The 24012-nt window shown below is 71.6% G+C and carries 19 protein-coding genes; 8 read left to right on the top strand and 11 right to left on the bottom strand.

The window, feature by feature from the left end; genetic code table 11:
* Positions 1 to 103: 103 nt before the first annotated feature.
* Together Q5762_RS22000 and Q5762_RS21995 are read right to left on the bottom strand one after the other, a co-directional pair.
* Positions 104 to 1663: a PucR family transcriptional regulator gene (locus Q5762_RS22000; RefSeq protein ID WP_315893906.1), complete on the bottom strand. Its 1560-nt coding sequence runs from the start codon at positions 1661 to 1663 to the stop codon at positions 104 to 106.
* Between the two features lie 168 nt (positions 1664 to 1831).
* Positions 1832 to 4204, bottom strand: coding sequence for an ATP/GTP-binding protein (locus tag Q5762_RS21995; protein WP_315893905.1), 2373 nt, complete (start codon positions 4202 to 4204; stop codon positions 1832 to 1834).
* Between the two features lie 239 nt (positions 4205 to 4443).
* Between Q5762_RS21995 and gabT the strand changes: the two genes are divergently transcribed.
* From gabT to Q5762_RS21980, 3 genes are all read left to right on the top strand, one after another.
* Positions 4444 to 5778, top strand: a complete 1335-nt coding sequence (gene gabT, locus Q5762_RS21990; protein WP_315893904.1) for a 4-aminobutyrate--2-oxoglutarate transaminase — start codon at positions 4444 to 4446, stop codon at positions 5776 to 5778.
* A 334-nt stretch (positions 5779 to 6112) separates the two neighbouring features.
* Positions 6113 to 6646: a phosphatase PAP2 family protein gene (locus Q5762_RS21985; protein ID WP_399495227.1), complete on the top strand. Its 534-nt coding sequence runs from the start codon at positions 6113 to 6115 to the stop codon at positions 6644 to 6646.
* Positions 6647 to 6665: 19 nt separating this feature from the next.
* A complete protein-coding gene (locus Q5762_RS21980; RefSeq protein ID WP_315893902.1) occupies positions 6666 to 7319 on the top strand; it encodes a hypothetical protein in 654 nt (217 codons plus the stop codon).
* A 117-nt stretch (positions 7320 to 7436) separates the two neighbouring features.
* On the opposite strand, the gene Q5762_RS21975 is transcribed toward Q5762_RS21980, so the two are convergent.
* The gene (locus Q5762_RS21975; RefSeq protein ID WP_315893946.1) at positions 7437 to 9218 is read right to left on the bottom strand and encodes a glycoside hydrolase family 18 protein; all 1782 of its coding nucleotides are present in this window, start codon (positions 9216 to 9218) and stop codon (positions 7437 to 7439) included.
* A 133-nt stretch (positions 9219 to 9351) separates the two neighbouring features.
* On the bottom strand, positions 9352 to 9822 hold the full coding sequence (locus tag Q5762_RS21970) for a hypothetical protein (protein WP_315893901.1): 471 nt from the start codon (positions 9820 to 9822) through the stop codon (positions 9352 to 9354).
* Positions 9823 to 10149: 327 nt separating this feature from the next.
* Between Q5762_RS21970 and Q5762_RS21965 the strand changes: the two genes are divergently transcribed.
* On the top strand, positions 10150 to 12435 hold the full coding sequence (locus Q5762_RS21965) for an MMPL family transporter (RefSeq protein ID WP_315893900.1): 2286 nt from the start codon (positions 10150 to 10152) through the stop codon (positions 12433 to 12435).
* A 15-nt stretch (positions 12436 to 12450) separates the two neighbouring features.
* Here Q5762_RS21965 and Q5762_RS21960 read toward each other — a convergent pair whose 3' ends face one another.
* From Q5762_RS21960 to Q5762_RS21935, 6 genes are read right to left on the bottom strand one after another with little or no spacing between them, the layout of a single operon-like run.
* Complete coding sequence (locus tag Q5762_RS21960; protein WP_315893899.1) at positions 12451 to 13869, bottom strand: FAD-binding oxidoreductase; 1419 nt, start codon at positions 13867 to 13869, stop codon at positions 12451 to 12453.
* A 35-nt stretch (positions 13870 to 13904) separates the two neighbouring features.
* Positions 13905 to 14699, bottom strand: coding sequence for an ABC transporter permease (locus tag Q5762_RS21955; protein WP_315893898.1), 795 nt, complete (start codon positions 14697 to 14699; stop codon positions 13905 to 13907).
* Positions 14699 to 15631 (bottom strand): ABC transporter permease, encoded by a 933-nt coding sequence (locus Q5762_RS21950; protein ID WP_315893897.1) that lies wholly within the window; start codon positions 15629 to 15631, stop codon positions 14699 to 14701. The genes Q5762_RS21955 and Q5762_RS21950 overlap by 1 nt, the downstream gene beginning before the upstream one ends.
* The gene (locus Q5762_RS21945; RefSeq protein ID WP_315893896.1) at positions 15628 to 16779 is read right to left on the bottom strand and encodes an ABC transporter ATP-binding protein; all 1152 of its coding nucleotides are present in this window, start codon (positions 16777 to 16779) and stop codon (positions 15628 to 15630) included. Before Q5762_RS21945 ends, Q5762_RS21950 begins: the two co-directional genes overlap by 4 nt.
* A 42-nt stretch (positions 16780 to 16821) precedes the next feature.
* On the bottom strand, positions 16822 to 18069 hold the full coding sequence (locus Q5762_RS21940) for a spermidine/putrescine ABC transporter substrate-binding protein (protein WP_315893895.1): 1248 nt from the start codon (positions 18067 to 18069) through the stop codon (positions 16822 to 16824).
* A gap of 29 nt (positions 18070 to 18098) precedes the next feature.
* The gene (locus tag Q5762_RS21935; protein WP_315893894.1) at positions 18099 to 19613 is read right to left on the bottom strand and encodes a gamma-aminobutyraldehyde dehydrogenase; all 1515 of its coding nucleotides are present in this window, start codon (positions 19611 to 19613) and stop codon (positions 18099 to 18101) included.
* 174 nt (positions 19614 to 19787) lie between these two features.
* Between Q5762_RS21935 and Q5762_RS21930 the strand changes: the two genes are divergently transcribed.
* Positions 19788 to 20375 carry an NADAR family protein gene (locus Q5762_RS21930; protein WP_315893893.1) on the top strand — a complete coding sequence of 196 codons (588 nt, stop codon included), beginning with the start codon at positions 19788 to 19790 and terminating at the stop codon, positions 20373 to 20375.
* Between the two features lie 270 nt (positions 20376 to 20645).
* Here the strand turns inward: Q5762_RS21930 and Q5762_RS21925 are convergent, their stop codons facing one another.
* A complete protein-coding gene (locus tag Q5762_RS21925; RefSeq protein WP_315893892.1) occupies positions 20646 to 21293 on the bottom strand; it encodes a DUF4190 domain-containing protein in 648 nt (215 codons plus the stop codon).
* A 75-nt stretch (positions 21294 to 21368) separates the two neighbouring features.
* Between Q5762_RS21925 and Q5762_RS21920 the strand changes: the two genes are divergently transcribed.
* The 3 genes from Q5762_RS21920 to Q5762_RS21910 are packed head-to-tail and all read left to right on the top strand — an operon-like array spanning position 21369 to position 23888.
* Entirely contained in the window at positions 21369 to 22397 is a 1029-nt protein-coding gene (locus Q5762_RS21920) for an adenosine deaminase (protein ID WP_315893891.1), read from the top strand.
* A 16-nt stretch (positions 22398 to 22413) separates the two neighbouring features.
* Positions 22414 to 23106, top strand: a complete 693-nt coding sequence (locus tag Q5762_RS21915; RefSeq protein WP_315893890.1) for a glycerophosphodiester phosphodiesterase — start codon at positions 22414 to 22416, stop codon at positions 23104 to 23106.
* Positions 23103 to 23888: an SAM-dependent methyltransferase gene (locus tag Q5762_RS21910; protein ID WP_315893889.1), complete on the top strand. Its 786-nt coding sequence runs from the start codon at positions 23103 to 23105 to the stop codon at positions 23886 to 23888. Before Q5762_RS21915 ends, Q5762_RS21910 begins: the two co-directional genes overlap by 4 nt.
* The last annotated feature ends 124 nt before the right edge of the window (positions 23889 to 24012 follow it).

Here is a 24012-nt window from a genome sequence, read left to right as displayed (position 1 = left end):
GGGCAAGTGCGCGCAGGCAGGGCGGGACGCAGGCGGCGGCGCACCGCCGAGCAGCCTGGGCCCCAGGGGGCTCCCGGTGCGCGCCCAGGCCCCGTCGCCGTTCCTAGCGGTCGTCCGCCTCCGATGACGTGGCCTTGAGGGCCAGCCAGAGTTCCATGCGGACGTCCGGGTCGTCGAGGGAGCGGCCGAGGATTTCTTCGACTCGGCGCATGCGGTAGCGGAGGGTGTGGCGGTGGACGCCCAGGTCTGCGGCTGCCGCGTCCCACTGGCCGTGGCGGGAGAGCCAGGCGCGGAGGGAGGCCACCAGGTCGCCGCGGCCCGTGGCGTCGTGCTCGTACAGGGCGCGCAGCATGCCGTCCGCGAAGGCGCGTACCGCGTCGTCGGCCAGGAGGGGGAGGACCGAGCCGGCCGCGAGGTCCTCGTGTTCGACCAGGGCCCTGCCGCGCCGCCGCGCCACCGAGAGGGCCTGTTCGGCCTGCTTGTACGCGGCCGCCGCCGCGATCGGACCCGCCGGGGCGGAGAGCCCGACCACGACGCCGGCCTCCTCCGCGTCCCGTTCCGTGTACGCCTCGCAGGCAGTGACCACCGCACCGCCGTCCCCGGCCAGGACCAGCAGCCGCTCCTCGCCCTCCGGGACCGTCAGGACCGTCTCGCCCGCGCGGGCCGCCGCCGACTCCAGGGCCTCGGCCAGCTCAGGAAGCGGCGGCTCGCCCTCCCGCTCCCCCGCCGCCGGTTCGGCGATGAGCAGCCGGAACGGGGCGTCGAGGAGCCCGCCGTACAGGTCGCCCGCCACCGCCCGCGCGTGGTCCGGCTGGCCGGACAGCATCATCCGCAGCACCGCCGCGCCGAGCCGCCCCTCCGCCGCCTGGAGCGAGCGCGAGCGCTCGGTGGTGAGCGTGAGCAGGGCGATCGCGGAGTGCACGGCGTACCGTTCCGCCGTCCCGAGCGGCGCGCCCGTGCCGACCGCGAGCGCGCCCCTGACCCGCCGGCCGGTGCCCAGGGACTGGAGCTCGACCCGGTCGTCCGTACCGCCGACCACCGCGCTCGCGGGCGCCGGCCGCTCCCGCAGCCGTTCGACGTCGGGCGTCAGCCTGGCGGCCCGCCGCGCCGCCCACTCGGGGGACACCGCGACGACCTTCCCGGACGTGTCGTACAGCGCGGCCCAGCCGTCCACGTGTGCCGCGAGCCGCGCCACCACCGCGTCCGGGCCTTCGGCCAGGGCCGCCCGGGTCATCTCCCGCTGGGCCTCGAAGCCCGCCGTGACCGCCCGGTACTGGTCGGCCGCGATCGCCGCGGAGACCGCCTTGCTGATGGCCAGGAACGGGGTCCGCCGCGGTACTTCGAGCAGCGGAAGACCCTCCTCCCGCGCCGCGTCCACGAGCGCCGGCGGAATGTCCTCGTGGTTGACGCCGATGGCGAAGCCGAGCCCCACCACGCCCGCGGCGAGCAGCCGCCGGACGTAGCGGCGCATCGCCTCGGCGTCCTCGGCGTCCAGGGTGAGCGCGGTGGTGAGCAGCAGCTCGCCGCCCTCCATGTACGGGACGGGGTCGGCGAGCTCGCTGACATGGGCCCAGCGCACGGGGGTGTCGAGGCGGTCCTCACCCGCGCGGACGGTGAGCTTGAGCGCCGAGTGCTGGACGAGGGAGGCGAGGGTGGGCGGCATGGAGTCCGTCGGACCTTTGAGCGAGGGGCCGCCGCTCAGCCGAGCGGCGCCCCCGATTGTGCCAGGGCCCGCGCGCGCCCGCTCCGGCTCGGCGCAGACCTCGCGACACGCTCCGGTTCGGCATGGGCCCCGCGCGCCCGCTCGGCGGCGACCCCGAACAGCCGTCCTTCAGCCGCGCAGGTCCACGAGCAGCGGTGGCGTGTGGTCGCCACGTACGTCCGTCAGGGACAGCACCGCGTGCCCGGCGGGGACCGCGTGGGCGAGGTCGGAGGCCGACCAGCGCTCCCGCTCCACCTCCCGTACGGTCACCGCCTCCGCCGTCGCCGCCCGGCCGGTCACCAGGCGGCGCATGAAGTGCAGGGCCTTGGTCAGCGGCTCGTCGGAGATGATCTGCCGGTTGGTGACGTCCCGGGTCTGCACCCATTCGGTGCCCCAGGTCTCGGCGAACCGGCCGCCGTCCCAGGGGGCGATCCCGGCGAACGCCATCCGGCAGCCGACGGCCCCGAGCAGCGGCCCGCGCAGCGCCTCCGGTACGTCCTCCAGGCTACGGAGCGCGAGCACGACGCCCGCGTTGGCGGAACGCAGCCGCTGCAGCGCCCGTACGGAGTCGCCGGTGACGGTGTACGTCGCGTCGTCCAGGACCAGACAGGCGAAGAGGGACCGGTCGCGGCGGGCGAGGGTGGCCTCCGCGAACTGGGCGAGCAGCAGGCGGGAGACGATCCGGGAGGCCTCGGCGTGCCCGCGTTCGGGCAGGTCGACGCGGACGCGGAGCGGGTGCTCGACGGCGCGGAGGGAGAACTGCGGCCGCTCCCGCTCCCCCGCACCGTCCTCCGTACGGAAGAAGCCCGCGAACGCCGGCCGGTCGAGGAAGGCGACGCGCTCGGCGAGCAGCACACCGACCTCGTCGCCGCGCTCCGCCTGCCGCTGCCGGGCGTCCAGCTCGCGCAGCTGGGCGGGGTCGCCCGCCACGGCGGCCCGCAGCGCGGTGAGCGCCTCGGCCGTGCCGCCGAGCAGCTCGCGCAGCTCGGGCACGCCCGGGAACCGGCCGTACGCGGCCCGGAACGGGCCGATCAGCTGGGCGAGCGCGGTGGCGGCCCGGCGGCTGTCGGCGACCAGGTCTCCGACCAGGGCCTCGGCGAGCATCCGGGCGGCCTCGTCGGGGTCGTCGGCGCCGCCGTACAGGTCGAGGTCGTGGGTGGAGCCGGGCCGCCCGACGGCGACGACGACGTCGAAGGCATCGTCGGGGCCGAGCGCGGCGCCCTGGGCGGTGACGGCGACGACGGCGGCGCGGTTGGCGAGGGCCTGCAGGCAGAGCGCCTCGACCACGGGGCGGACGAGCCGCACGGTCTTCCCGGCGCCCGCGGGCCCGACGGCGAGCAGCGAGGTCCCGAGCACGGCCGGCTCCAGGGCGACGCCGGTGGTGCGCCGGGCGTAGGGGTTGCGGGGGTGGTCGGCGGCGGTGCCGATGAGGACCTGGCCGGTGGCGAGGTCGTGGGTGGCGGTACGGACGGGCAGGTCGCGCAGGCCCGAGGGGTGGCCGCAGGCGGCGGCGCCCCGGGTGCGTACGGCCTCGGTGAAGGCGGCGAGGCGCTCGGGCCGGGTCCGTACGCCCTGCCAGGCGCGGCGGATCCGCGCGTAGTCGACGTCGCCGAGCACGCCCTGCCGGGTCGCCTCGGCGAGCTGGGCGGCGGCCTCGGGCAGTCCGGCGTCGCGCAGTTCCGGCCACTCGGCGGGGTTGGCGGCCGGCGAGGCCGGCGGCGACGGCGGCGACGGGGCCGCAGCGGATCCGGCACTTCCCAGACGTCGGCGTACGGCCGGCCAGGCACCGACCCGGCCGACGGCCGCCACGAGGGCGGCGATGAGGAGCACGTAGTAGAGGTTGGAGACCCAGGTGAGCCAGGTGACCGTGCGGGGCATCTCGCGCCAGACGCCCGGCAGGAGCACGAACAGGGGCCAGATGGGGACGCCGTAGCGCTGCCAGACCTCGCGCCAGTTGCCGACCCGGCCGAAACCGACGGCGAAGAGGGTGAGGAGGATCGCGTACCAGAGGTAGGTCGCGCCGACGTACACCTCGAAGTCGGGGCTCGCGGGGGTGCGCCAGTCCTCGGGCACGAGCCACAGCATCGGCAGCAGCCACCAGTCGTTGACGAAGATCCACCACCCCTCCAGGTAGCCGTTCCAGAGGAGTGACCAGAGGAGCCAGCCGCAGAGGTACGCGACGAAGGCGCCGGTGAACAGCTGGCGGCCGGGCACGAGGTCCGGTTCGAGCTCGGGCCGCTCGCGGTGCCCGAGCCGCCAGATGCCGGGGGCGGCGGCGGGGCGGGGGATGCGGAGCCACTCGGCGACCCCGATCCGGGTCGGCGCGTGGGTGGGCGGCGGCGGTACGGCGGGCTGAGCGGCCCGGTGCGCCCGAGGCGCCTGCGGCGGCGGTCCGGCCGGCACGGGCGGCCCGGCCGGCCGCGGAACGGCACCCCTCCGAGGATCACGCGACTCGGCGCCTCCCCCGGAGTCGCGCGACTCGTACGTGCCTTCGGTCTCCATGAAACCCCTGCCCCCTGACCAGCCAGGTCGCCGCATCTGTGCCACCGTCAATCTAGTGGGCACGGACCGGCCCGGAGCGGTTTCCCCGCCGCCATGCCCCCGCCAAGACCGCGCCATGTCCACACCGGACAAGGAGATACCCCGCAACACTCCCGATCGGCGCATGCCCACGTCCCTCCCCCGCGCCTAGCCTGCGGAAGAAACCCACAAGAGCGTCCAGAACACCCCAGGAGCCCCGCATGAACGCTGTCCCGCAGGAGCGGCGCGTCGTCACCGCCATTCCCGGCCCGAAGTCGCAGGAGCTTCAGGCCCGCCGCCTCGACACCGTGGCCGGCGGCGTGGGCTCCGTGCTGCCCGTCTTCACCGCGAAGGCCGGCGGCGGCATCATCGAGGACGTCGACGGCAACCGCCTGATCGACTTCGGCTCCGGCATCGCCGTGACCTCCGTCGGCGCCTCCGCCGAGGCCGTCGTGCGCCGCGCCGCCGCGCAGCTCGCCGACTTCACGCACACCTGCTTCATGGTGACGCCGTACGAGGGTTACGTCGAGGTCTGCGAGGCGCTGGCCGAGCTGACCCCGGGCGACCACGCCAAGAAGTCCGCGCTCTTCAACTCGGGCGCCGAGGCCGTCGAGAACGCGGTCAAGATCGCCCGTTCGTACACCAAGCGCCAGGCCGTCGTCGTCTTCGACCACGGCTACCACGGCCGTACCAACCTCACGATGGCGCTGACGGCGAAGAACATGCCGTACAAGCAGGGCTTCGGCCCGTTCGCGCCCGAGGTCTACCGCGTGCCGGTCGCCTACGGCTACCGCTGGCCCACCGGCGCCGAGAACTGCGGCCCCGAGGCCGCCGCCCAGGCGATCGACAACATCACCAAGCAGATCGGCGCCGAGAACGTCGCCGCGATCATCATCGAGCCGGTCCTCGGCGAGGGCGGCTTCATCGAGCCGGCCAAGGGCTTCCTGCCGGCGATCGTGAAGTTCGCCAACGACAACGGCATCGTCTTCGTCGCCGACGAGATCCAGTCCGGCTTCTGCCGCACCGGCCAGTGGTTCGCGTGCGAGGACGAGGGCATCGTCCCGGACCTGATCACGACCGCCAAGGGCATCGCGGGCGGTCTGCCGCTCGCCGCCGTCACCGGCCGCGCCGAGATCATGGACTCCGTGCACGGCGGCGGTCTGGGCGGCACCTACGGCGGCAACCCGGTGGCCTGCGCCGGCGCGCTCGGCTCCATCGAGACGATGAAGGAGCTCGACCTCAACGCCAAGGCGAAGCACATCGAGTCGCTCATGAAGACCCGCCTGTCGGCGATGGCGGAGAAGTTCGACGCCATCGGTGACATCCGCGGCCGTGGCGCCATGATCGCCATCGAGCTGGTCAAGGACCGCGCGACCAAGGAGCCGAACCCGGAGGCCGCGGGCGCGCTCGCGAAGGCCTGTCACGCCGAGGGCCTGCTGGTCCTGACCTGTGGCACCTACGGCAACGTGCTCCGCTTCCTGCCGCCGCTGGTCATCGGTGACGACCTGCTGAACGAGGGTCTCGACATCATCGAGAACGCGTTCGGCCAGATCTGAGCCGATCCACACGCGGTGTGAAGAGAGTGTGGGGGGCCGATGGCGGGATGGAGTTCCGACTGTCGGTCCCCTTCTGTCTGCCGTACGGTTTCTGCAGATGAGAGAAACACCCCGCTCGCAGGAGACTGCGGGCGACAACAGGGCGGAGCCTCCCCAGCCCCGCCCTGGTCGCGCCCTGGCGCACACCACTGGAGCCTCGCGCTCCGGAACTCCTCACCGATCGGATGGCCGCCCGCCCCACACCCCCCGGGGCGCGCGGCAGCCCGATCACCTCGGACGCCCCGGAACCACCCCCCCTGTTCCGGGGCGTCCGGCTGTCTTCTTCGCGGTCGTCGTGCTGGCGCTCGTCACCTGGCAGGTCCTGGTGGCGGGCCCACTGGCCCGCCTGGACGAGCGAATCTCCCGAGCCCTGGTCGACCTCGTCCCCCGATGGCTCTCCGAACTCGGCGCCGACCTCGGCAACATGACGGTCGCCCTGCCGGTGCTCGGCTGCGCGATGGCTTACGCGGTGTGGCGCGGCCGCCGCTCCCAGGCCCTCTTCGCGGGCCTCACCATGGCCCTTGTCCCGCTCCTGGTCATCCCGCTGAAGGAGTGGACGGCCCGCCCGGGCCCGCTGGAGCCCTGGGCGGCCGGCTACTACCCGTCGGGTCATACGGCGACGGCGATGGTGGCGTACGCAGGCGCCGCCTTCCTGGTCTCGAACCGCCTGATCCCGCTCGCCGTCGTCCTCACGGCACTGACCGCGACGGGCCTGATCCTGCGCGGCTTCCACTGGCCCCTGGACGTCCTCGCCTCGGTCGCGCTCTGCCTCCCGCTCCTGCGCTGGCCTGTCATCGCCGCGCGATACGGTCGCCCCGCACGTTCGTGACCGACGATCCGGAGCAGAGATGACGATTCAACGACCGGGGCTGCCGGGAGACCTGCCGTCCCCGGAGGTGCTGTGGGCGCGGTGGGCCCTGGTGGCCGTCCTTGCGGCGACGACCGAGGCGGAGGGGAGCACGCGGTACCGGACCGGCGTCTGGATCGACGACGAGGGGCTCCATCTCGACGACTGCGGCTGCACCTGGTGGACTTTCTCCCGCGTCGGCGAGGGGCGGTACGTGCTCTTCGGCGAGGACGAGTCGAGCGGCTGCAAGTGGCACACACCGCCGGTCGACATGCTCGCGGGCGGCCCCGACTGGCTCCCGTTCGAGGAGCTGCGCAGCCGCCTCTCGGGGAACGAACTGGGCTGCGTCTACTGGTTCGAGAACGGTGCCTGGGCGCGCGCCCCGTACCCCGGCGACCTGGACGACGACGGGCTCGACTGCGGGATGAGCCGCTTCGTGGACCGGGGCGACACCCTGAGCCTGCTGGACGACCACGTCGGGTTCGACGGGACGGCCGCCGAGACCCTGCTGGCGCACGCCGAGCAGTACCGGCTGACGCCGGAGCTGCTTGAGGCGCATGCCTCCCCCGAGGACGGGGGCGCCCCGGACCTCCCGGCCATGGGCCGGGCCCTGCGGCGGGCGGGGCTGATGACTCGCGCTGCCACGGTCGGCTGACCGCCGCAAGGACAGGGGCCGGCCGCGCCGAGGATCGTGCGGCCGGCCCTTTCTCGCCACGTACGGATCGTCACGTACGGATCGCCACGTACGGAGGTCAGCTCCAGTTGGCAGTGCTCATCCGAAATACGTGTCGAAGTTGCGGCTGAACTCGCCGCCGTTGAAGCGGTCCCAGTTGATCGACCAGGTCATCAGGCCGCGCAGGGCGGGCCAGGTGCCGTGGGTCTGGTACGAGCCGCAGTTCACCTTCTTCGTGAGGCAGTCGAGGGCCTTGTTGACCTCGGCGGGCGGCGTGTGGCCGTTGCCCGCGTTCGGGGAGGCGGGCAGGCCGAAGGCGACCTGTTCGGGGCGGAGCGCCGGGAAGACGCGGTCGGTGTTGCCGGCGACCGGGAAGCCGGTGAGGAGCATGTCGGTCATGGCGATGTGGAAGTCCGCGCCGCCCATGGAGTGGTACTGGTTGTCGAGGCCCATGATCGGGCCCGAGTTGTAGTCCTGGACGTGCAGCAGGGTGAGGTCGTCGCGCAGCGCGTGGATGACCGGGAGGTAGGCGCCGGCGCGCGGGTCCTGGCCGCCCCACGGGCCGGAGCCGTAGAACTGGTAGCCGAGCTGGACGAAGAAGGTCTCCGGGGCCATCGTCAGGACGAAGTCCGAGCCGTACTTGGCCTTCAGGGACTTGATCGCCGAGATCAGGTTGACGATCACCGGGGTGGTGGGGTTGCGGAAGTCGGTGTCGCCCGCGTCCAGCGACAGCGAGTGGCCCTCGAAGTCGATGTCGAGGCCGTCCAGACCGTACTCGTCGATGATCTTCGAGACGGAGGAGACGAAGGCGTCACGGGCGGCCGTGGTGGAGAGCTGGACCTGGCCGTTCTGGCCGCCGATGGAGATCAGGACCTTCTTGCCGGCGGCCTGCTTGGCCTTGATGGCCGCCTTGAAGTCCGCCACGGATTCCACGTTCGGGCACTCGGTGGCCGGGCAGAGGGAGAAGCGGATGTCGCCGGATGTCACCGAGGTCGGCTCGCCGAAGGCGAGGTTGATGACGTCCCAGGAGTCGGGGACGTCGGCCATCCGGGTGTAGCCGGAACCGTTGGCGAAGCTGGCGTGGAGGTAGCCGACGAGGGCACGGGCGGGCAGGCCGCCGCCGGGGTTGCCGCCTCCGCCGGAAATCGTGGTGGCCGTGACCGCCGTGGACCTCGCCGACTCGCCCGCGCTGTTCACGGCCGAGACCTGGAAGGAGTACGAGGTCGAGGGCGCGAGGCCGGTCGCGGTGTACGAGGTGCCGGTGACGGTCCCGACGACGGCTCCGCCGCGGTAGACCTTGTACGAGGTGGCGCCCGAGACCGCCGGCCAGGACAGCGGCACGGAGCTGGAGGTCGGGGAGCCCGCGGTGAGGCCGGTGGGGACGGCCGGTATCTGGACGGGGTCGCCGCCGGGACCGAGGAGGGAGACGTCGTCGGCGACGTAGGCGCCGGTGCCGTACCAGCCGTGGGTGTAGATCGTGACGGACGTCGTGGAGGCACCCGTGGTGAAGGTGGTGTTCAGCTTCTGCCAGTCGGGGGCGGACTGGGTCCACGTCGACACGTCGGTGGTGCCGGTGCCGGACGCGCCGAGGTAGACGTAGCTGCCGCGCACCCAACCGCTCAGCGTGTAGGCGGAGTTCGGTTTGACGGTGACGGTCTGCGAGCACCGGGCCTGGTCGTTGCCGACCGGGGTGGCCTGCAGCGCCTTCGACCCGCCGTGCACGGGTGACGAGACGACGGCTCCGCTGCCCGCCGTACAACTCCAGCCGTCCAGGCCGGATTCGAAGCCGCCGTTGCGGGCCAGCTCGGAGTCGGCGGCCTGGGCCACGGGGGTGAGGGCGACGAGCCCGCCGGCGGCGAGCACGCCCGCGAGCGCGAGCACGAGGGGACGGGTGCGGCGGGTGAACGGGGTGCGTCTGGTGCCTCTGGATCCTGTGGTGCGGTCCACAACTGCCTCCGGGGGTGGGGGAATCGAGGTGGAGCGCGCCACAGCATGGTCCAGACCAATCAAGTGGTCAAGACCTCTGCTCGTCCTCCCCGCGCGCCAGTCCACCCGCCGCCTCGTGCATCGCCAACTCCAGGAGCGCGGCGTCGTTGAGGGTGCCGCTGCCGTCCGGCGTCACCAGCCAGCGCACCCCGCCCGCCGCCCGGCCCGGGTACGGGACGACGATCCAGGTACCGTGGCCCGCGCTGCGCACCCCCGTGCCGAGCCAGCGGGACGCGGTGCCGGGAGGCACGAAGAAGCCCATCCGCGACTCACCGAAGTCGGCGAGGACCGGGCCCGGCCGATCCACGAGCCGGGTCAGCACATCGAGCGTGGGATACCCGAGCTCCCCCGGCAGGATCAGCACGTCCCACCGCCTGCCGGCCGGCAGCAGCGCGATCCCGAGCGGATTGCGCTCCCACTCCCACCGACAGGCGTCGGGATCCGGTGCCACCGACGCCAGCCACTCCACCGCGGTCTTGGCCGCCCCCGAACCACTCATGACCAACGGCCTCCCTTCCGTGTGCGGACACGTTGTCCACACGCAGAGAGCCGGGTGGGTGACGATCATTACGCGGGTTCGGGCCATCAGTTGGCAGTGACCTGGGTCACATCGCGAGGGAGTGGGGTGCGCCAGGGGCGCGCACCGGCCGGACCGCGCCCCCATCGGGCCGCAGCCGGTCGCACCCGAACGCGCCTGAACGCACCACCCGCGCGCGCCCGTTCGGGTGGAGAGCGGTGGGCGGGCTCGGCGGAGTCCCGTTCCCGCCCGGCGCCGCGTGTTCGGATGGCCCTCCGTACGCGCGCCGCACTCGCCCCGGGAGAACCCATGCCGAACCCCACCCCGCAGGGCAGGAGAGGGCTGCTGCGGCGGATGGGCGAGTGGTCGGCCCGTCACTTCGTCGTCGTGCTGGTCGCCTGGATCGTGGCGCTGGGCGCCCTGATCGCGCTGAACAACGCGTACGGCGGCGAGTACTCCGACAACTACTCGCTGCCGGGCACCCAGTCCCAGGAGGGGCTCGACGTGCTGCGCGCGCACGAGCCGGCCGCCGGCGGCTACAGCGCCCAGGTGGTGCTGTACGACGGCGCCAAGCCGCTCACCGACGTCGGCGACCAGGTCTCGTCCGCCGTGGACTCGCTGAAGAAGCTCCCGCACGTCCTGAACGCCACGAGCCCGCTGCCGGCGCCCGGCACCCCGCCGCCGTCCCCTCCCCCGGGCACCCCCAACGTCGGCCCGCTGTCCACCGACGGGAAGACCGGGTACATCACCGTCCGCTTCGACGTGCAGCCCGGCACCCTCGGGGACGCCTACCTGACCGGCGTGGACAGCGCCGTGGAGCCGCTGCGCGCCGCCGGGGTCCAGGTCGAGTACGGCGGTTCACTGGGCGAGTTGGCCCGGCCCGAGGCGGACGACCGGGTGAGCGAGGCGATCGGGTTCGGCGTCGCGATCGTCGTCCTGATCATCGGCTTCGGCAGCCTGATCGCCGCCGTACTGCCCCTGGTCACCGCCCTGGTGGCGGCCATCTGCGGCCTCACGATCCTCGGCCTCCTCGCGGCGGTGTGGAACTTCGCGACCGTCTCCCCCACCCTGGCCACGATGATCGGCATCGGCGTCGGCATCGACTACGCGCTCTTCCTGATCACCCGGCACCGGCAGTTGCTGATGAACGGCCAGGATCCGGTCACGGCGGCGGGGGTCGCCACCGCGACCAGCGGGCGGGCCGTCCTCGTCTCGGGCTGCACCGTCGTCATCGCCCTCGGCGGGCTGTGGGTCTCCGGACTGAGCTTCATCGGACTGCTCGGCCTGGCCGCGACCTCCACCGTGGTCACGGCCGTCGCCGGAGCCCTCACGCTCGTGCCGGCGATGCTCGGGCTCATCGGGCGCCACATCGACCGGTTCCATCTGGGCGCCCCCGTCGCCGAGGCCGACGAGACGACCGGCGAGGGGACGACCGGCGAGGCGCACGGCACCTGGCACCGCTACGCGCTGCGCGTGGAGCGCCGTCCCTGGTGGTTCCTGACCTCGGGCGTCGTCGTCCTCGCCGTGCTCGCCATCCCCCTGTTCTCCATCCAGCTCGGGCACATCGGCGACGGCGCGGACCCGAAGTCCTTCACGGACCGGCGCGCCTTCGACCTGATGTCCACGGCCTTCGGCCCCGGCTCCAACGGGCCGCTGACGCTGGTGATCGACCAGACCTCGGTCCCGGCGTCCGACCGGTCCGCGCTCGCGAGCCAGGCCCAGAAGGCGCTCACCGGCGTTCCGGACGCCGTCCTGATCACCCCGCTCACGCCGACCTCGGACGGGGACGTCCTGATCGCCACGGCCTACTCGGTCGCCGCCCCGCAGGACGAGAGGACCACGTCGCTGACCAACCACCTGGCCGACGACGTGCTCCCGCAGGCGGTCAACGGTACGAGCGCGGCCACGTACGTCACCGGCACCACAGCGGCACAGGTGGACTTCCTCGACATCGTCTCCAGCCGGCTGCTGCTCATCATCGCCGTGGTCGTCGCCCTGGCGTTCCTCGTCATCCTGGTCGTCTTCCGCGGCCCGCTCGTCGCCCTCAAGGCGGCGGTGCTCAACCTGCTGTCCATCGCCGCCTCGTACGGCGTCGTCGTCGCCGTCTTCCAGTGGGGCTGGGGCGGCCCGGCGCTCGGGGTCTCCGGCGACGTGCCCATCGAGAGCTATGTGCCGATGATGATGTTCGCCATCGTCTTCGGCCTGTCCATGGACTACGAGATCTTCCTGCTGTCCCGGGTCCACGAGGCGTGGCTGCGCACCGGCGACGCGAAGGCGAGCGTGGCGCACGCACTGGAGATCACGGCCCGGGTCATCACCTGCGCGGCGCTCATCATGGTGAGCGTCTTCGCCGCCTTCATCCTCAACGACAGCATCGTGGTGAAGATGATGGGCCTCGGCCTTGCCGCGAGCGTGCTCATCGACGCGACGGTCGCCCGGCTGCTGCTCGTACCCGCCGTGATGACACTGCTCGGCAAGTGGGCCTGGTGGACGCCGCGTTGGCTGGACCGGATCCTGCCGCACGTCGACACCGAGGGCGAGAGCGAGATGCCCCCGTCGGCCGGTGGGCCGACGGGGGCGGCGAAGCCTCGCTAGCGGTACGACTGCCGGCTAGCTGTCGAAGCCCAGCCCGACGCGGTCCATGGCCTTCAGCCACAGATTGCGCCGGCCGCCGTTCTCGTCGGCGCGCGCGAGCGACCACTTGGTGAGGCCGATGCCGGCCCAGGCGATCGGCTCCGGCGGGAACGGCAGCGGCTTGGAGCGGACCATCTCGAGGTCGGTCCGCTCGGTGCGCTCCCCCGCGAGCAGGTCGAGCATCACGTCGCCACCGAAGCGGGTGGCCCCGACGCCGAGACCGGTGTAGCCGGCGGCGTACGCGACCTTGCCCTGGTACGCCGTTCCGAAGAAGGCCGAGAAGCGCGAGCAGGTGTCGATCGCGCCGCCCCAGGCGTGGCTGAAGCGGAGCCCCTCCAGCTGCGGGAAGCAGCGGAAGAAGTGCTCGGCGAGCTTCAGGTACGTCTCCGGGCGGTGGTCCATCTCGGCGGTGACCCTGCCGCCGAAGCGGTAGATCGCGTCGTAGCCGCCCCACAGGATCCGGTTGTCGGCGGTGATCCGGAAGTAGTGGAACTGGTTGGCGCTGTCCCCGAGGCCCTGGCGGTTTTTCCAGCCGATGGCGGCGAGCTGGTCGGCCGAGAGCGGCTCGGTCATCAGGGCGTAGTCGTAGACCGGGACGGTGTACGCCCGGACGCGCTTGACCAGCGACGGGAAGACGTTGGTGCCGAGCGCGACCCGGCGGGCGAGGACCCTGCCGTACGGGGTGCGCACCCCCATGCCCGCGCCGACGGAGACCAGGTCGAGGCCGGGGGTGTTCTCGTAGATCCGTACGCCCAGGTCCTGGCAGGCCCGCTTGAGGCCCCAGGCCAGCTTGGCGGGGTTGAGCATGGCGACCCCGCGCCGGTCCCACAGGCCGCCGAGGAAGGTCGGGGAGTCGACCTCCGCGCGGACCGCGTCGGCGTCGAGGAGTTCGAGGCCGTCGGCGAGACCGAGCCGTTCGATCTCCTCGTACACCTCGTGGAGTTCTTCGACCTGGTACGCCTCGGTGGCGACGTCGATCTCGCCGGTGCGCTCGAAGTCGCAGTCGAGGTCGTAGCGGGCGACCGCCGCCTCGATTCCGTCGAGGTTGCGCTCGCCGAGCTCCTCCAGCTTCGGCAGCTCGCCCGGCCAGCGGGCGAGCCCGTTGCCGAAGCCGTGCGTGAGGGAGGCGGCGCAGAAGCCTCCGTTGCGGCCCGAGGCGGCCCAGCCCACCTCGCGGCCTTCGATCAGTACGACATCCCGGGAGGGGTCGCGCTCCTTGGCGAGGAGCGCGGTCCACAGTCCGCTGTAGCCGCCACCGACGACGAGAAGATCGCACTTCTCGGTGCCGGTGAGGGCGGGCACGGCTCCGGGCTTGCCGGGGTCTTCCAGCCAGAAGGGGACGGGCTGGGCGTCGGAGAGAGATTGTGCAGCGAGACGCATGGCGACTGGGGCCATGGTTTCCAACTCCTTCAGGTGTTGCTAGGGCGTACTCAGCTTGTCGCTGTTTTCTTGCGCCGGTTCGTGATGATCTGTCCGGCCACCACCACCAGTACAGCAATGACGAACATCGCCGTGCCGATGACGTTGATCTGGACGGGCGTGCCGCGCTGCGCCGAGCCCCAGACGAACATGGGGAAGGTGACGGTCGAGCCCGCGTTGAAGTTGGTGATGATGAAGTCGTCGAAGGAGAGCGCGAAGGCGAGCAGCGCGCCGGCGGCGATGCCGGGGGCGGCGATCGGCAGCGTGACCCGTACGAACGTCTGCACCGGCCCCGCGTAGAGGTCGCGGGCGGCCTCTTCCAGGCGCGGGTCCATGGACATCACGCGCGCCTTGACCGCCGTCACGACGAACGACAGGCAGAACATGATGTGGGCGATCAGGACCGTCCAGAAGCCCAGCTCGGCGCCCATGTTGAGGAAGAGCGTGAGCAGGGAGGCGGCCATGACGACCTCGGGCATCGCCATCGGCAGGAAGATCAGCGAGTTGATCGCGCCGCGCGCCCGGAAGCGGTAGCGGACCAGCGCGAAGGCGATCATCGTGCCGAGGACGGTGGCGCCGACGGTGGCCCAGGCGGCGATCTGCAACGACAGGGTCAGCGAGCCGCACAGGTCGGCGACGCCGCACGGGTCCTTCCAGGCGTCGAGGGAGAACCGCTGCCAGGCGTAGTTGAAGCGCCCGTTCGGCTTGTTGAACGAGAACACCATCACGACGATGTTCGGCAGGATCATGTACGCGAGCGTGAGCAGGCCCGCGATGGCGACAAGGTTCCGACGGATCCAACGCATCAGACCAGGTCCTCCGTTCCCGCGCGGCGGATGTAGACGGTGACCATGAGCAGCACGATCGCCATGAGGATGAAGGACAGCGCGGCGGCCGTCGGGTAGTCGAGGACCCGGAGGAACTGCGACTGGATGACGTTGCCGACCATCTTGGTGTCGGTGGAGCCGAGCAGTTCGGCGTTGACGTAGTCGCCGCTCGCCGGGATGAAGGTGAGCAGGGTGCCGGAGACGACACCAGGCATCGAGAGCGGGAACGTCACCTTCCGGAAGGTGGTGGCGGGGGACGCGTACAGGTCCTTCGCCGCCTCGTGCAGCCGGCCGTCGATCCGTTCCAGGGAGGTGTAGAGCGGAAGGATCATGAAGGGCAGGAAGTTGTACGTCAGGCCGCAGACGACCGCCATCGGGGTGGCGAGCACGCGGTCGCCCTCGGTCCAGCCGAGCCAGCTGGTGACGTCGAGGAGGTGCAGCGCGTTCAGCGCGTCGACCACCAGGCTGTCGTCGGCGAGGATCGTCTTCCAGGCCAGCGTCCGGATGAGGAAGCTGGTGAAGAAGGGCGCGATGACGAGGACGAGGACGAGGTTGCGCCAGCGGCCGGCCTTGAAGGCGATCATGTACGCCAGCGGGTAGCCGAGGAGCAGGCACAGGAGCGTGGCGGTACCGGCGTACAGCAGGGAGCGGACGAACTGCGGCCAGTACTCCTGGAAGGCGTCCCAGTAGGTCTGGAAGTGCCAGGTGACCTCGAAGCCCTTCTCCAGGGAGCCGGTCTGCACGGAGGTCGAGGCCTGGTAGACCATCGGCAGCGCGAAGAAGACGAGCAGCCAGATGATGCCTGGCAGCAGCAGCCAGTACGGGACGAGCCGCTTGCGGGTGGAGGGCTTGCGCGTCACCGGTTCCTCGACCGGTGCGGCTTCCTCCTTCGTCAGGGTGGTGGTGCTCATCCGGCGTCCTCCACCGTCTCCACGCCCGCGTCGATGTCCTGGGCGGCGTCCAGGCCGAAGGTGTGCGCCGGGTTCCAGTGCAGGACGACCTCGGCGCCGGGGACGAGCCGGGCGTCGCGCTCGATGTTCTGCTCGTAGACCTGGAGTTCGGCTCCCGCCGGCGAGTTCACCACGTACTGGGTGGAGACGCCGATGAACGAGGAGTCGACGATCCGGCCGGTGACCCTGTTGCGGCCGTCGCCGATCGTCCCCGCGTCGTCGGCGTGCGCGAGGGATATCTTCTCGGGCCGTACGCCGACGAGGACCTTGCCACCCGTGCGTACCGTCGCCTTACAGCGGTCGGTGGGCAGCCGGAGCTTGCCGCCGCCGGCCGTCACGACCAGGTCGGAGCCGCCGGTCTCGGCGACCTCGGCCTCGATCAGGTTCGAGGTGCCGAGGAAGTTCGCGACGAAGGTGGTCCGCGGGTTCTCGTAGAGGTCGGCCGGCGCGCCGAGCTGCTCGACCCGGCCGCCGTTCATCACCGCGACCTGGTCGGCCATGGTCATGGCCTCCTCCTGGTCGTGGGTGACGTGGACGAAGGTGATGCCGACCTCGGTCTGGATCCGCTTCAGCTCCAGCTGCATCTGGCGGCGCAGCTTGAGGTCGAGCGCGCCGAGCGGCTCGTCGAGGAGGAGGACCTGCGGGTGGTTGATGAGCGCGCGGGCGACCGCCACGCGCTGCTGCTGTCCGCCGGAGAGCTGGTGCGGCTTGTGCCGGGCCTTGTCGCCGAGCTGGACCAGCTCCAGCATGTCGTCGACCTGCTTCTTCACCGACTTGATGCCGCGCCGGCGCAGACCGAAGGCGATGTTCTCGGAGACGTCCATGTGCGGGAAGAGCGCGTAGGACTGGAAGACCGTGTTGACCGGCCGCTTGTACGGCGGGAGGGCGGTGACGTCGGTGTCGCCGAGGAAGACCGAGCCGGTGGTGGGGTCCTCCAGGCCGGCGATCATCCGCAGCGTGGTCGTCTTGCCGCAGCCGGAGGCGCCGAGGAGCGCGAAGAACGAGCCCTGCGGGACGGTCAGGTCGAGCGGGTGGACGGCGTTGAACGAGCCGTACGTCTTGCTGATGCCGGTGAGACGGACGTCGCCGCCGGTGTTCTTGTCAGTCATGGGTTGCGATCCCAGGGTTCGTAAGAGGTGGACGGCGGTGACTCAGGCGCCGATGAGCTTGGCGAACTTCTCCTCGTACGCCGTCTCTTCCTGGCTGGTCAGCGAGCGGAAGGCGTGCGACTTCGCGGCCATGGCCTTGTCCGGGAGGATCAGCGTGTTGGAGGCGAGCTCGGGGTCGATCTTGGCCAGCTCGTCCTTCACCCCGTCGACCGGGCAGACGTAGTTGATGTACGCGGCGAGCTGGGCGGCCACCGGGAGCTCGAAGTAGTAGTCGATGAGCTTCTCGGCGTTGGCCTTGTGCCGGGCCTTGGCCGGGACCATCAGGTTGTCGCTGGAGGTGATGTAGCCGGCCGAGGGGATCGCGAACTGGATGTCCGGGTTGTCGGCCTGGAGCTGGATGACGTCACCGGCCCAGGCGAGGCAGGCGGCGAGGTCGCCCTTGTCCAGGTCGGAGGTGTAGTCGTTGCCGGTGAAGCGGCGGATCTGCTTCTTGTCGACGCCCTTCTGGAGGCGGCCTATCGCCTGGTCGTACTCGGCGTCGGTGAACTTCCCCGGGTCCTTGCCCATGTCGAGCAGCGTCATGCCGACGCTGTCGCGCATCTCGGTGAGGAAGCCGACCCGGCCCTTGAGGGCGGGGTCGTCCAGGAGCTGGGTGACGGAGTCGACCTTCTTCCCGCCGGTCGCCTTGGTGTTGTACGCGATGACGGTGGAGATGCCGGTCCACGGGTACGAGTAGGCGCGGCCCGGGTCCCAGTCGGGGCGGCGGAACTGCGCGGAGAGGTTCGCGTACGCGTTGGGGAGGTTGGCCGCGTCGAGCTTCTGCGCCCAGCCGAGCCGGATGAGGCGGGCGGCGAGCCAGTCGGTGACGCAGATCAGGTCGCGGCCGGTGTCCTGGCCGGCCGCGAGCTGCGGCTTGATCTTGCCGAAGAACTCGACGTTGTCGTTGATGTCCTCGGTGTACTTGACCTTGATCCCGGTGCGCTGGGTGAACGACTCCAGGGTCGGGCGGGACTTCTCGTCCTCGCTGACGTCCATGTACTCGGTCCAGTTGGAGAAGTTGAGCTGCTTCTCCTTGGCCGAGAAGTCCGTGGACGCGGGGCCCTCGCCCTCGCGCTTGGCCGGCGGGATGCCACACGCGCTCAGCGACGCGAGACCGCCGATCGTGAGCGCGCCGACGCCGCCGGCGCGCAGCATCGAACGGCGGGTGAGGGCGCCCCGGCCACTCGTCAGACTGCGCCGCATCGCCGCGAGTTGTGCGGCGGACAGGCTGTCGGGCTCGTACTGGTCCATGCGCTGTGCCTTCCGGGGGTTGGGGAGGACTACCGGTCTCCGAAGATCGTGCGGTGCCAGTCCTTCGCGGCGACCGCGGTGTTTTCGTACATCACATGCTTGACCTGCGTGTACTCCTCGAAGGAATACGACGACATGTCCTTTCCGAACCCGGAGGCCTTGTAGCCGCCGTGCGGCATCTCGCTGATGATCGGAATGTGGTCGTTGACCCAGACACATCCCGCCGTGATCTCGCGGGTGGCGCGGTTGGCGCGGAACACGTCCCGGGTCCAGGCGGAGGCGGCAAGGCCGTACGGGGTGTCGTTGGCGAGCCGGAGCCCGTCGTCGTCGCCGTCGAAGGGCAGGACGACGAGGACGGGCCCGAAAATCTCGGACTGGACGATCTCGCTGTCCTGGGCGGCACCGGTGATCAGGGTCGGCCGGTAGTACGCGCCGTTCTTCAGCTCCCCTTGCGGGGCTTCGCCGCCGGTGACGACGGTGGCGTAGCCGCGGGCGCGCTCGACGAAGCCGGCGACGCGGTCGCGCTGGGCGTGGCTGATCAGCGGGCCGAGGTCGGTGGAGGGGTCGAAGGGGTCGCCGAGGCGGACGGTCTCCATGAGTTCGGCGACGCGGGCCACGAAGGCGTCGAAGAGCGGGCGCTGGACGTACGCGCGGGTGGCGGCGGTGCAGTCCTGGCCGGTGTTGATGAGGGAGGCGGCGACGGCGCCGTGGGCGGCGGCCTCCAGGTCGGCGTCGTCGAAGACGACGAAGGGGGCCTTGCCGCCGAGTTCGAGGTGGAGCCGCTTCACGGTGGAGGTGGCGATCTCGGCGACCCGCTTCCCGACCGGGGTGGAGCCGGTGAAGGAGGTCATGGCGACGCCGGGGTGGCCGACGAGGTGCTCGCCTGCGACGCGCCCGGCGCCGGTGACGATGTTGACGACACCGTCGGGGATTCCGGCGTCGGTGGCCGCCTGGGCGAACATCAGGGAGGTGAGCGGGGTCAGCTCGGCCGGCTTCAGGACGATCGTGTTGCCGGCGGCGATGGCCGGGAGGATCTTCCAGGCGGCCATCTGGAGCGGGTAGTTCCAGGGGGCGATGGAGCCGACGACGCCGATCGGCTCGCGCCGGACGTACGAGGTGTGGTCGCCGCTGTACTCGCCGGCGGACTGGCCCTGGAGGTGACGGGCGGCGCCCGCGAAGAAGGCCGTGTTGTCGACGGTGCCGGGGACGTCGAACTCGGTGGACAGCTTGATCGGCTTGCCGCACTGGAGGGACTCGACGCGGGCGATGTCCTCGGCGCGCTCGGCGAGGACGCCGGCGAACCGGTGCAGCGCGTCGGAGCGCTCGCCGGGGGTCGCGCCGGCCCAGCCGGGGAAGGCCGCGGTGGCGGCGGCGACGGCGTCGTCGACGTCGTTGGTGGAGGCGAGTGCGTACGTGTACACGCTCTCGCCCGTGGCCGGATCGATGACGCTGTGCTCGTCCCCCGAGGTTCCGGGCCGCAGACGCCCGCCGATGTACTGTGCGCCGGCCGCGAAGCGGTCCGTCACCTGGAAGCGGTTGCCCATGACGCTCTCCGTTGTTCCAGCTCGAATTGAGTGCCGATCCTGACAGAGGGATATCGGGCCAACAAGTGATTCCGTTGTTGCCTTTTGGTTACGCGACGGAATCGGTCGACCATGTGTCGAGGACCCGGGGAAAGAGCGTACGGACTGTCGGTGGCGGCTGCCAGAATCCCGTGCATGGGGATGATCGAGGAATTGACGCAGCAGGTCAGCCGGGGTGAGCGAAGCGAAATGGGGGTCCCCCCGGCCGGAGGCTGGGGGAGGGTCAAGTTCCTGCCGTTCTGGGGCCACCGCGCGAGCCCGGACGGCCGCCTCACGGCGAGCTGCCTGAGCCAGTGGTGGGCGTCACCGTTCGAGGTCGACGGCGTGCGCTACGCGACGGCCGAGCACTGGATGATGGCGGAGAAGGCACGGCTCTTCGGCGACCCGGAGGCGGAGCGCGCCGCGCTGTCGTCCCGTACGCCCGCGGAGGCGAAGAAGGCGGGGCGGCTGGTGCGCGGCTTCGACGACGCGGTGTGGGAGCGGGAGCGCTTCGGGATCGTGGTGGCGGGCAGCGTCCACAAGTTCGCCTCGGACGAGGCGCTGCGGGGGTTCCTGCTCGGCACCGGGGGCCGCGTCCTGGTCGAGGCGAGCCCGCTGGACCGCGTCTGGGGCATCGGCCTCGCCGCAGACGACCCCCGCACGACGGACCCCTCCCGCTGGCGCGGCCTGAACCTCCTGGGCTTCGCTCTGATGGAGGCCCGGGAACGGCTGAGGATGGCCTGACGGCCTGCGGAAGCCGACGGCGCGACCTCGGCACGGGAAGGACCCGCACCTCTGCTCCCCTACCAGCACGGGCGAGCGGAGCGAGATGGGGGTACCCCCAGGCGAAGCTCTGGGGGAGGGTGGGAACGCCAAGCCCGGCCGGAGGCCGGGCGCACCCCCCCACCGGGCCCGCGCCCGGCACCGCACCCGCACGCCCCACCGGCCGCCGCGGCGCGCGAAAGGCCCCGCACCTGACGCGGCGCGGGGCCCCTCTCCGTAGCGGAATCGCGGCTAGCGCCGCTCGACCTCCAGGATCGTCGCGAACGGGTCGTCCGAGTTCCCGTACTCCTCGCCCTGGGTGATCGCCCAGACGATGAAGGCCAGGAACACCGCGCTGACCAGGATGCCGATCGAGCCGAGCACGATGCCCGCCGTCGCCATCCCGCCGTTGTTCGCCTCGCCCCGGGTGACCTTCTTGCGGCCGATGATGCCGAAGACCAGCGCCAGGATGCCCAGGACGACACCGAGCCCGTACATGCAGAAGCCGGCCACCGCGATGATGCCGAGCACCATCGACGCCGTCCCCATGCCGTTGGACGGGGGCTGCTGCCAGCCCGGCTGACCGTAGCCGCCGCCTCCCGCGTACCCCGGGTAGCCGGGGTAGCCGTACCCCGACGGCGCGGGCGCCGTGACCGGCGGCGGGGTCGGGTAGCCGTACGAGCCCGTCGGCGAAGGACCGCCGGGTGCGACCGGCGGCGGCGGTACCTCGCCGTTCGGCATCGCGGTCATCGTGGGCTGGTCATGGACCGGCGGACGGTCCTGCGGTGCGGGCGTCGCCGGCGTCGCGGGCTTGCTCAGTTCCACCCCGTCGCGGTTCGGCGGAGCCCAGGGGTCCGCCGGGTCGTACCCGCCACGCGGCTGGTCGCTGTTGTCAGACATGGGCCTCCCCCATCGTGGTCACGCCATGCTACGACCTCACCCCGAGACGGCACCCGCCCGGCCTACGATGATCGGATGACCGATCTGCACTCCTTCATCGCGGGGCTCCCCAAGGCTGAGCTGCACGTCCACCACGTCGGCTCGGCCTCGCCCCGGATCGTCGCCGAGCTGGCCGCCCGGCACCCCGACTCCAAGGTCCCCGCCGACCCCGAGGCGCTGGCCGAGTACTTCTCCTTCACCGACTTCGCGCACTTCATCGAGGTGTACCTGTCGGTCGTGGACCTCGTCCGCACCCCCGAGGACGTCCGGCTGCTGACCTTCGAGGTCGCCCGTGACATGGCCCGGCAGAACATCCGGTACGCCGAGCTGACCATCACCCCGTACAGCTCGACCCGCCGCGGCATCGACGAGCGGGCCTTCATGGCCGCGATCGAGGACGCCCGCAAGGCCGCCGAGACCGAGCTCGGCGTCATCCTGCGCTGGTGCTTCGACATCCCCGGCGAGGCCGGTCTGGATGCCGCCGAGGAGACCGCCCGGCTCGCCGTCGACCTGCGCCCGGAGGGCCTGGTGTCGTTCGGGCTCGGCGGCCCGGAGATCGGTGTGCCGCGCCCGCAGTTCAAGCCGTACTTCGACCGGGCCATCGAGGCCGGTCTGCACTCCGTCCCGCACGCGGGCGAGACCACCGGCCCGGAGACCGTCTGGGACGCCCTGAAGGACCTGCGCGCCGAGCGCATCGGCCACGGCACCAGCTCCGTGCAGGACCCGGAGCTCCTGAAGTACCTGGCAGAGCACCGGATCGCGCTCGAGGTCTGCCCGACGTCCAACATCGCCACCCGCGCGGTCGCCGACCTGGACCAGCACCCCATCAAGGAGATGGTGGCGGCCGGTGTCCTGGTGACGATCAACAGCGACGACCCGCCCATGTTCGGTACGGACCTCAACAACGAGTACGCGGTCGCCGCCCGGCTCCTGGAGCTCGACGAGCGCGGTCTCGCGGCCCTCGCCAAGAACGCGGTCGAGGCCTCCTTCCTCGACCCGGCCGGCAAGGCCCGTATCGCCGCAGAGATCGACGACTACACGGAGAAGTGGCTGGCCGGCCGGTAGCCGCGACAATGGCCCCATGGACCACGTCACTGTCGTAGGCCACCGGGGCGACCCGTACAACGTCCGGGAGAACACCGTCCCCTCGATCGTCTCGGCGATCGAAGGGGGCGCGGACGCCGTCGAGATCGATGTACGGCTCACCCGCGACGGCGTCCCCGTCCTCCTCCACGACGACACCCTCAAGCGCCTGTGGGGCCACGACCGGCCGCTGTCCGCGCTCTCCCTCGCGCAGCTGCGGGAGCTGACGTACGGCGGTGTCCCCACCCTGCGCGAGGCGCTGATCGCGGCCGGGCCGTACCGCCTGATGCTCGATCTGCCCGGCGGGAACGAGGACTCGGTCCGCACGATCGTCGGTACGGTCCGTGAGTGCGGCGCCGCCGAGCGCGTCTACTACTGCGCGGGCGGGGTCGCGATGCTCCACGTACGGGCCACCGACCCGGCCGCCGAGATCGCGCTGACCTGGACGACCCTCGCCCCGCCGCGGGCCGCGCTGCTCGACGCGGTACGGCCGCGCTGGCTCAACTACCGCTTCGGCCTGGTGAGTCGGGCGCTGGTGGACCGGGTGCACCGGGACGGCTACCTCGTCTCCGCCTGGACGGCGGACACCAGACGCACCATGCGTAAGCTCCTGTCCCACGGGGTGGATTCGATCACCACCAACCGTGTGGACGCGCTCGCCGCCGAACTGCGAAGGGGTACTCCGACGTGACCGGAATCGAGAGGATCCGAACCGACATCGCGCACAACGCCCGAGTGTGGAACTACTGGTTGGGCGGCAAGGACAACTACCCCGTGGACCGGACGGTCGGCGAGACGGTCACCGGCTTCTACCCGAGCATCGGCGAAGTGGCGCGCGCGGACCGGGCGTTCCTCGGCCGGGTGGTGACACATCTGGCGGCCGAGGCCGGGGTGCGCCGGTTCCTGGACATCGGTACGGGCCTGCCGACCGCCGACAACACCCACGAGGTCGCGCAGCGCGTCGCCCCGGAGTCCCGGATCGTCTACGTCGACAACGACCCGATCGTGCTGACGCACGCCCGCGCGCTGCTGACCAGCGCCCCGGAGGGTCTCACCGAGTACGTCGACGCGGACGCGCGGGACCCGGAGCGCATCCTGGAGGCGGCGGGCCGGACGCTCGACCTGACGCGGCCGGTCGCCGTGATGATGCTGGGGATCCTCAACTTCGTCCTCGACACCGACGAGGCCAGGAACGTCGTCCGTACGCTGATGGACGCGATGCCCGCCGGCTCGTACCTCGTGCTGACCCACCCGACCCTGGAGCCGGAGCTCGGCGGCGAGGGGAACGTCGCGGCGATGGCGTTCTGGAACGAGAACGCGACCCCGCCGATCACGGCCCGCACACGCGCCGAGTTCGCCTCGTTCTTCGAGGGGCTCGACCTGCTGGAGCCGGGGATCGTCTCCTGCGCGAGCTGGCGGTTCGCCCCGGCGAGCGAGGTGGCGCAGTTCGGCGCGGTGGGGCGGAAGCCGTAGATGGGAATACGGGGGGCCGTAGAGGGGACAGTACGGGGATGGGGTGAGCGGGCCCGGCGGTTCGGGGTCTGGGGTGAGCGGGCCCGGCAGTTCTCGGGCTCCCATCCGCTCGCCGTGGACGTCG

The sequence above is a fragment of the Streptomyces sp. P9(2023) genome (assembly GCF_032436795.1).
GTDB lineage: Bacteria > Actinomycetota > Actinomycetes > Streptomycetales > Streptomycetaceae > Streptomyces.
The sequence above is the reverse complement of the archived record's forward strand: the minus strand, read 5'-3'. Positions and strand labels throughout refer to the sequence as shown.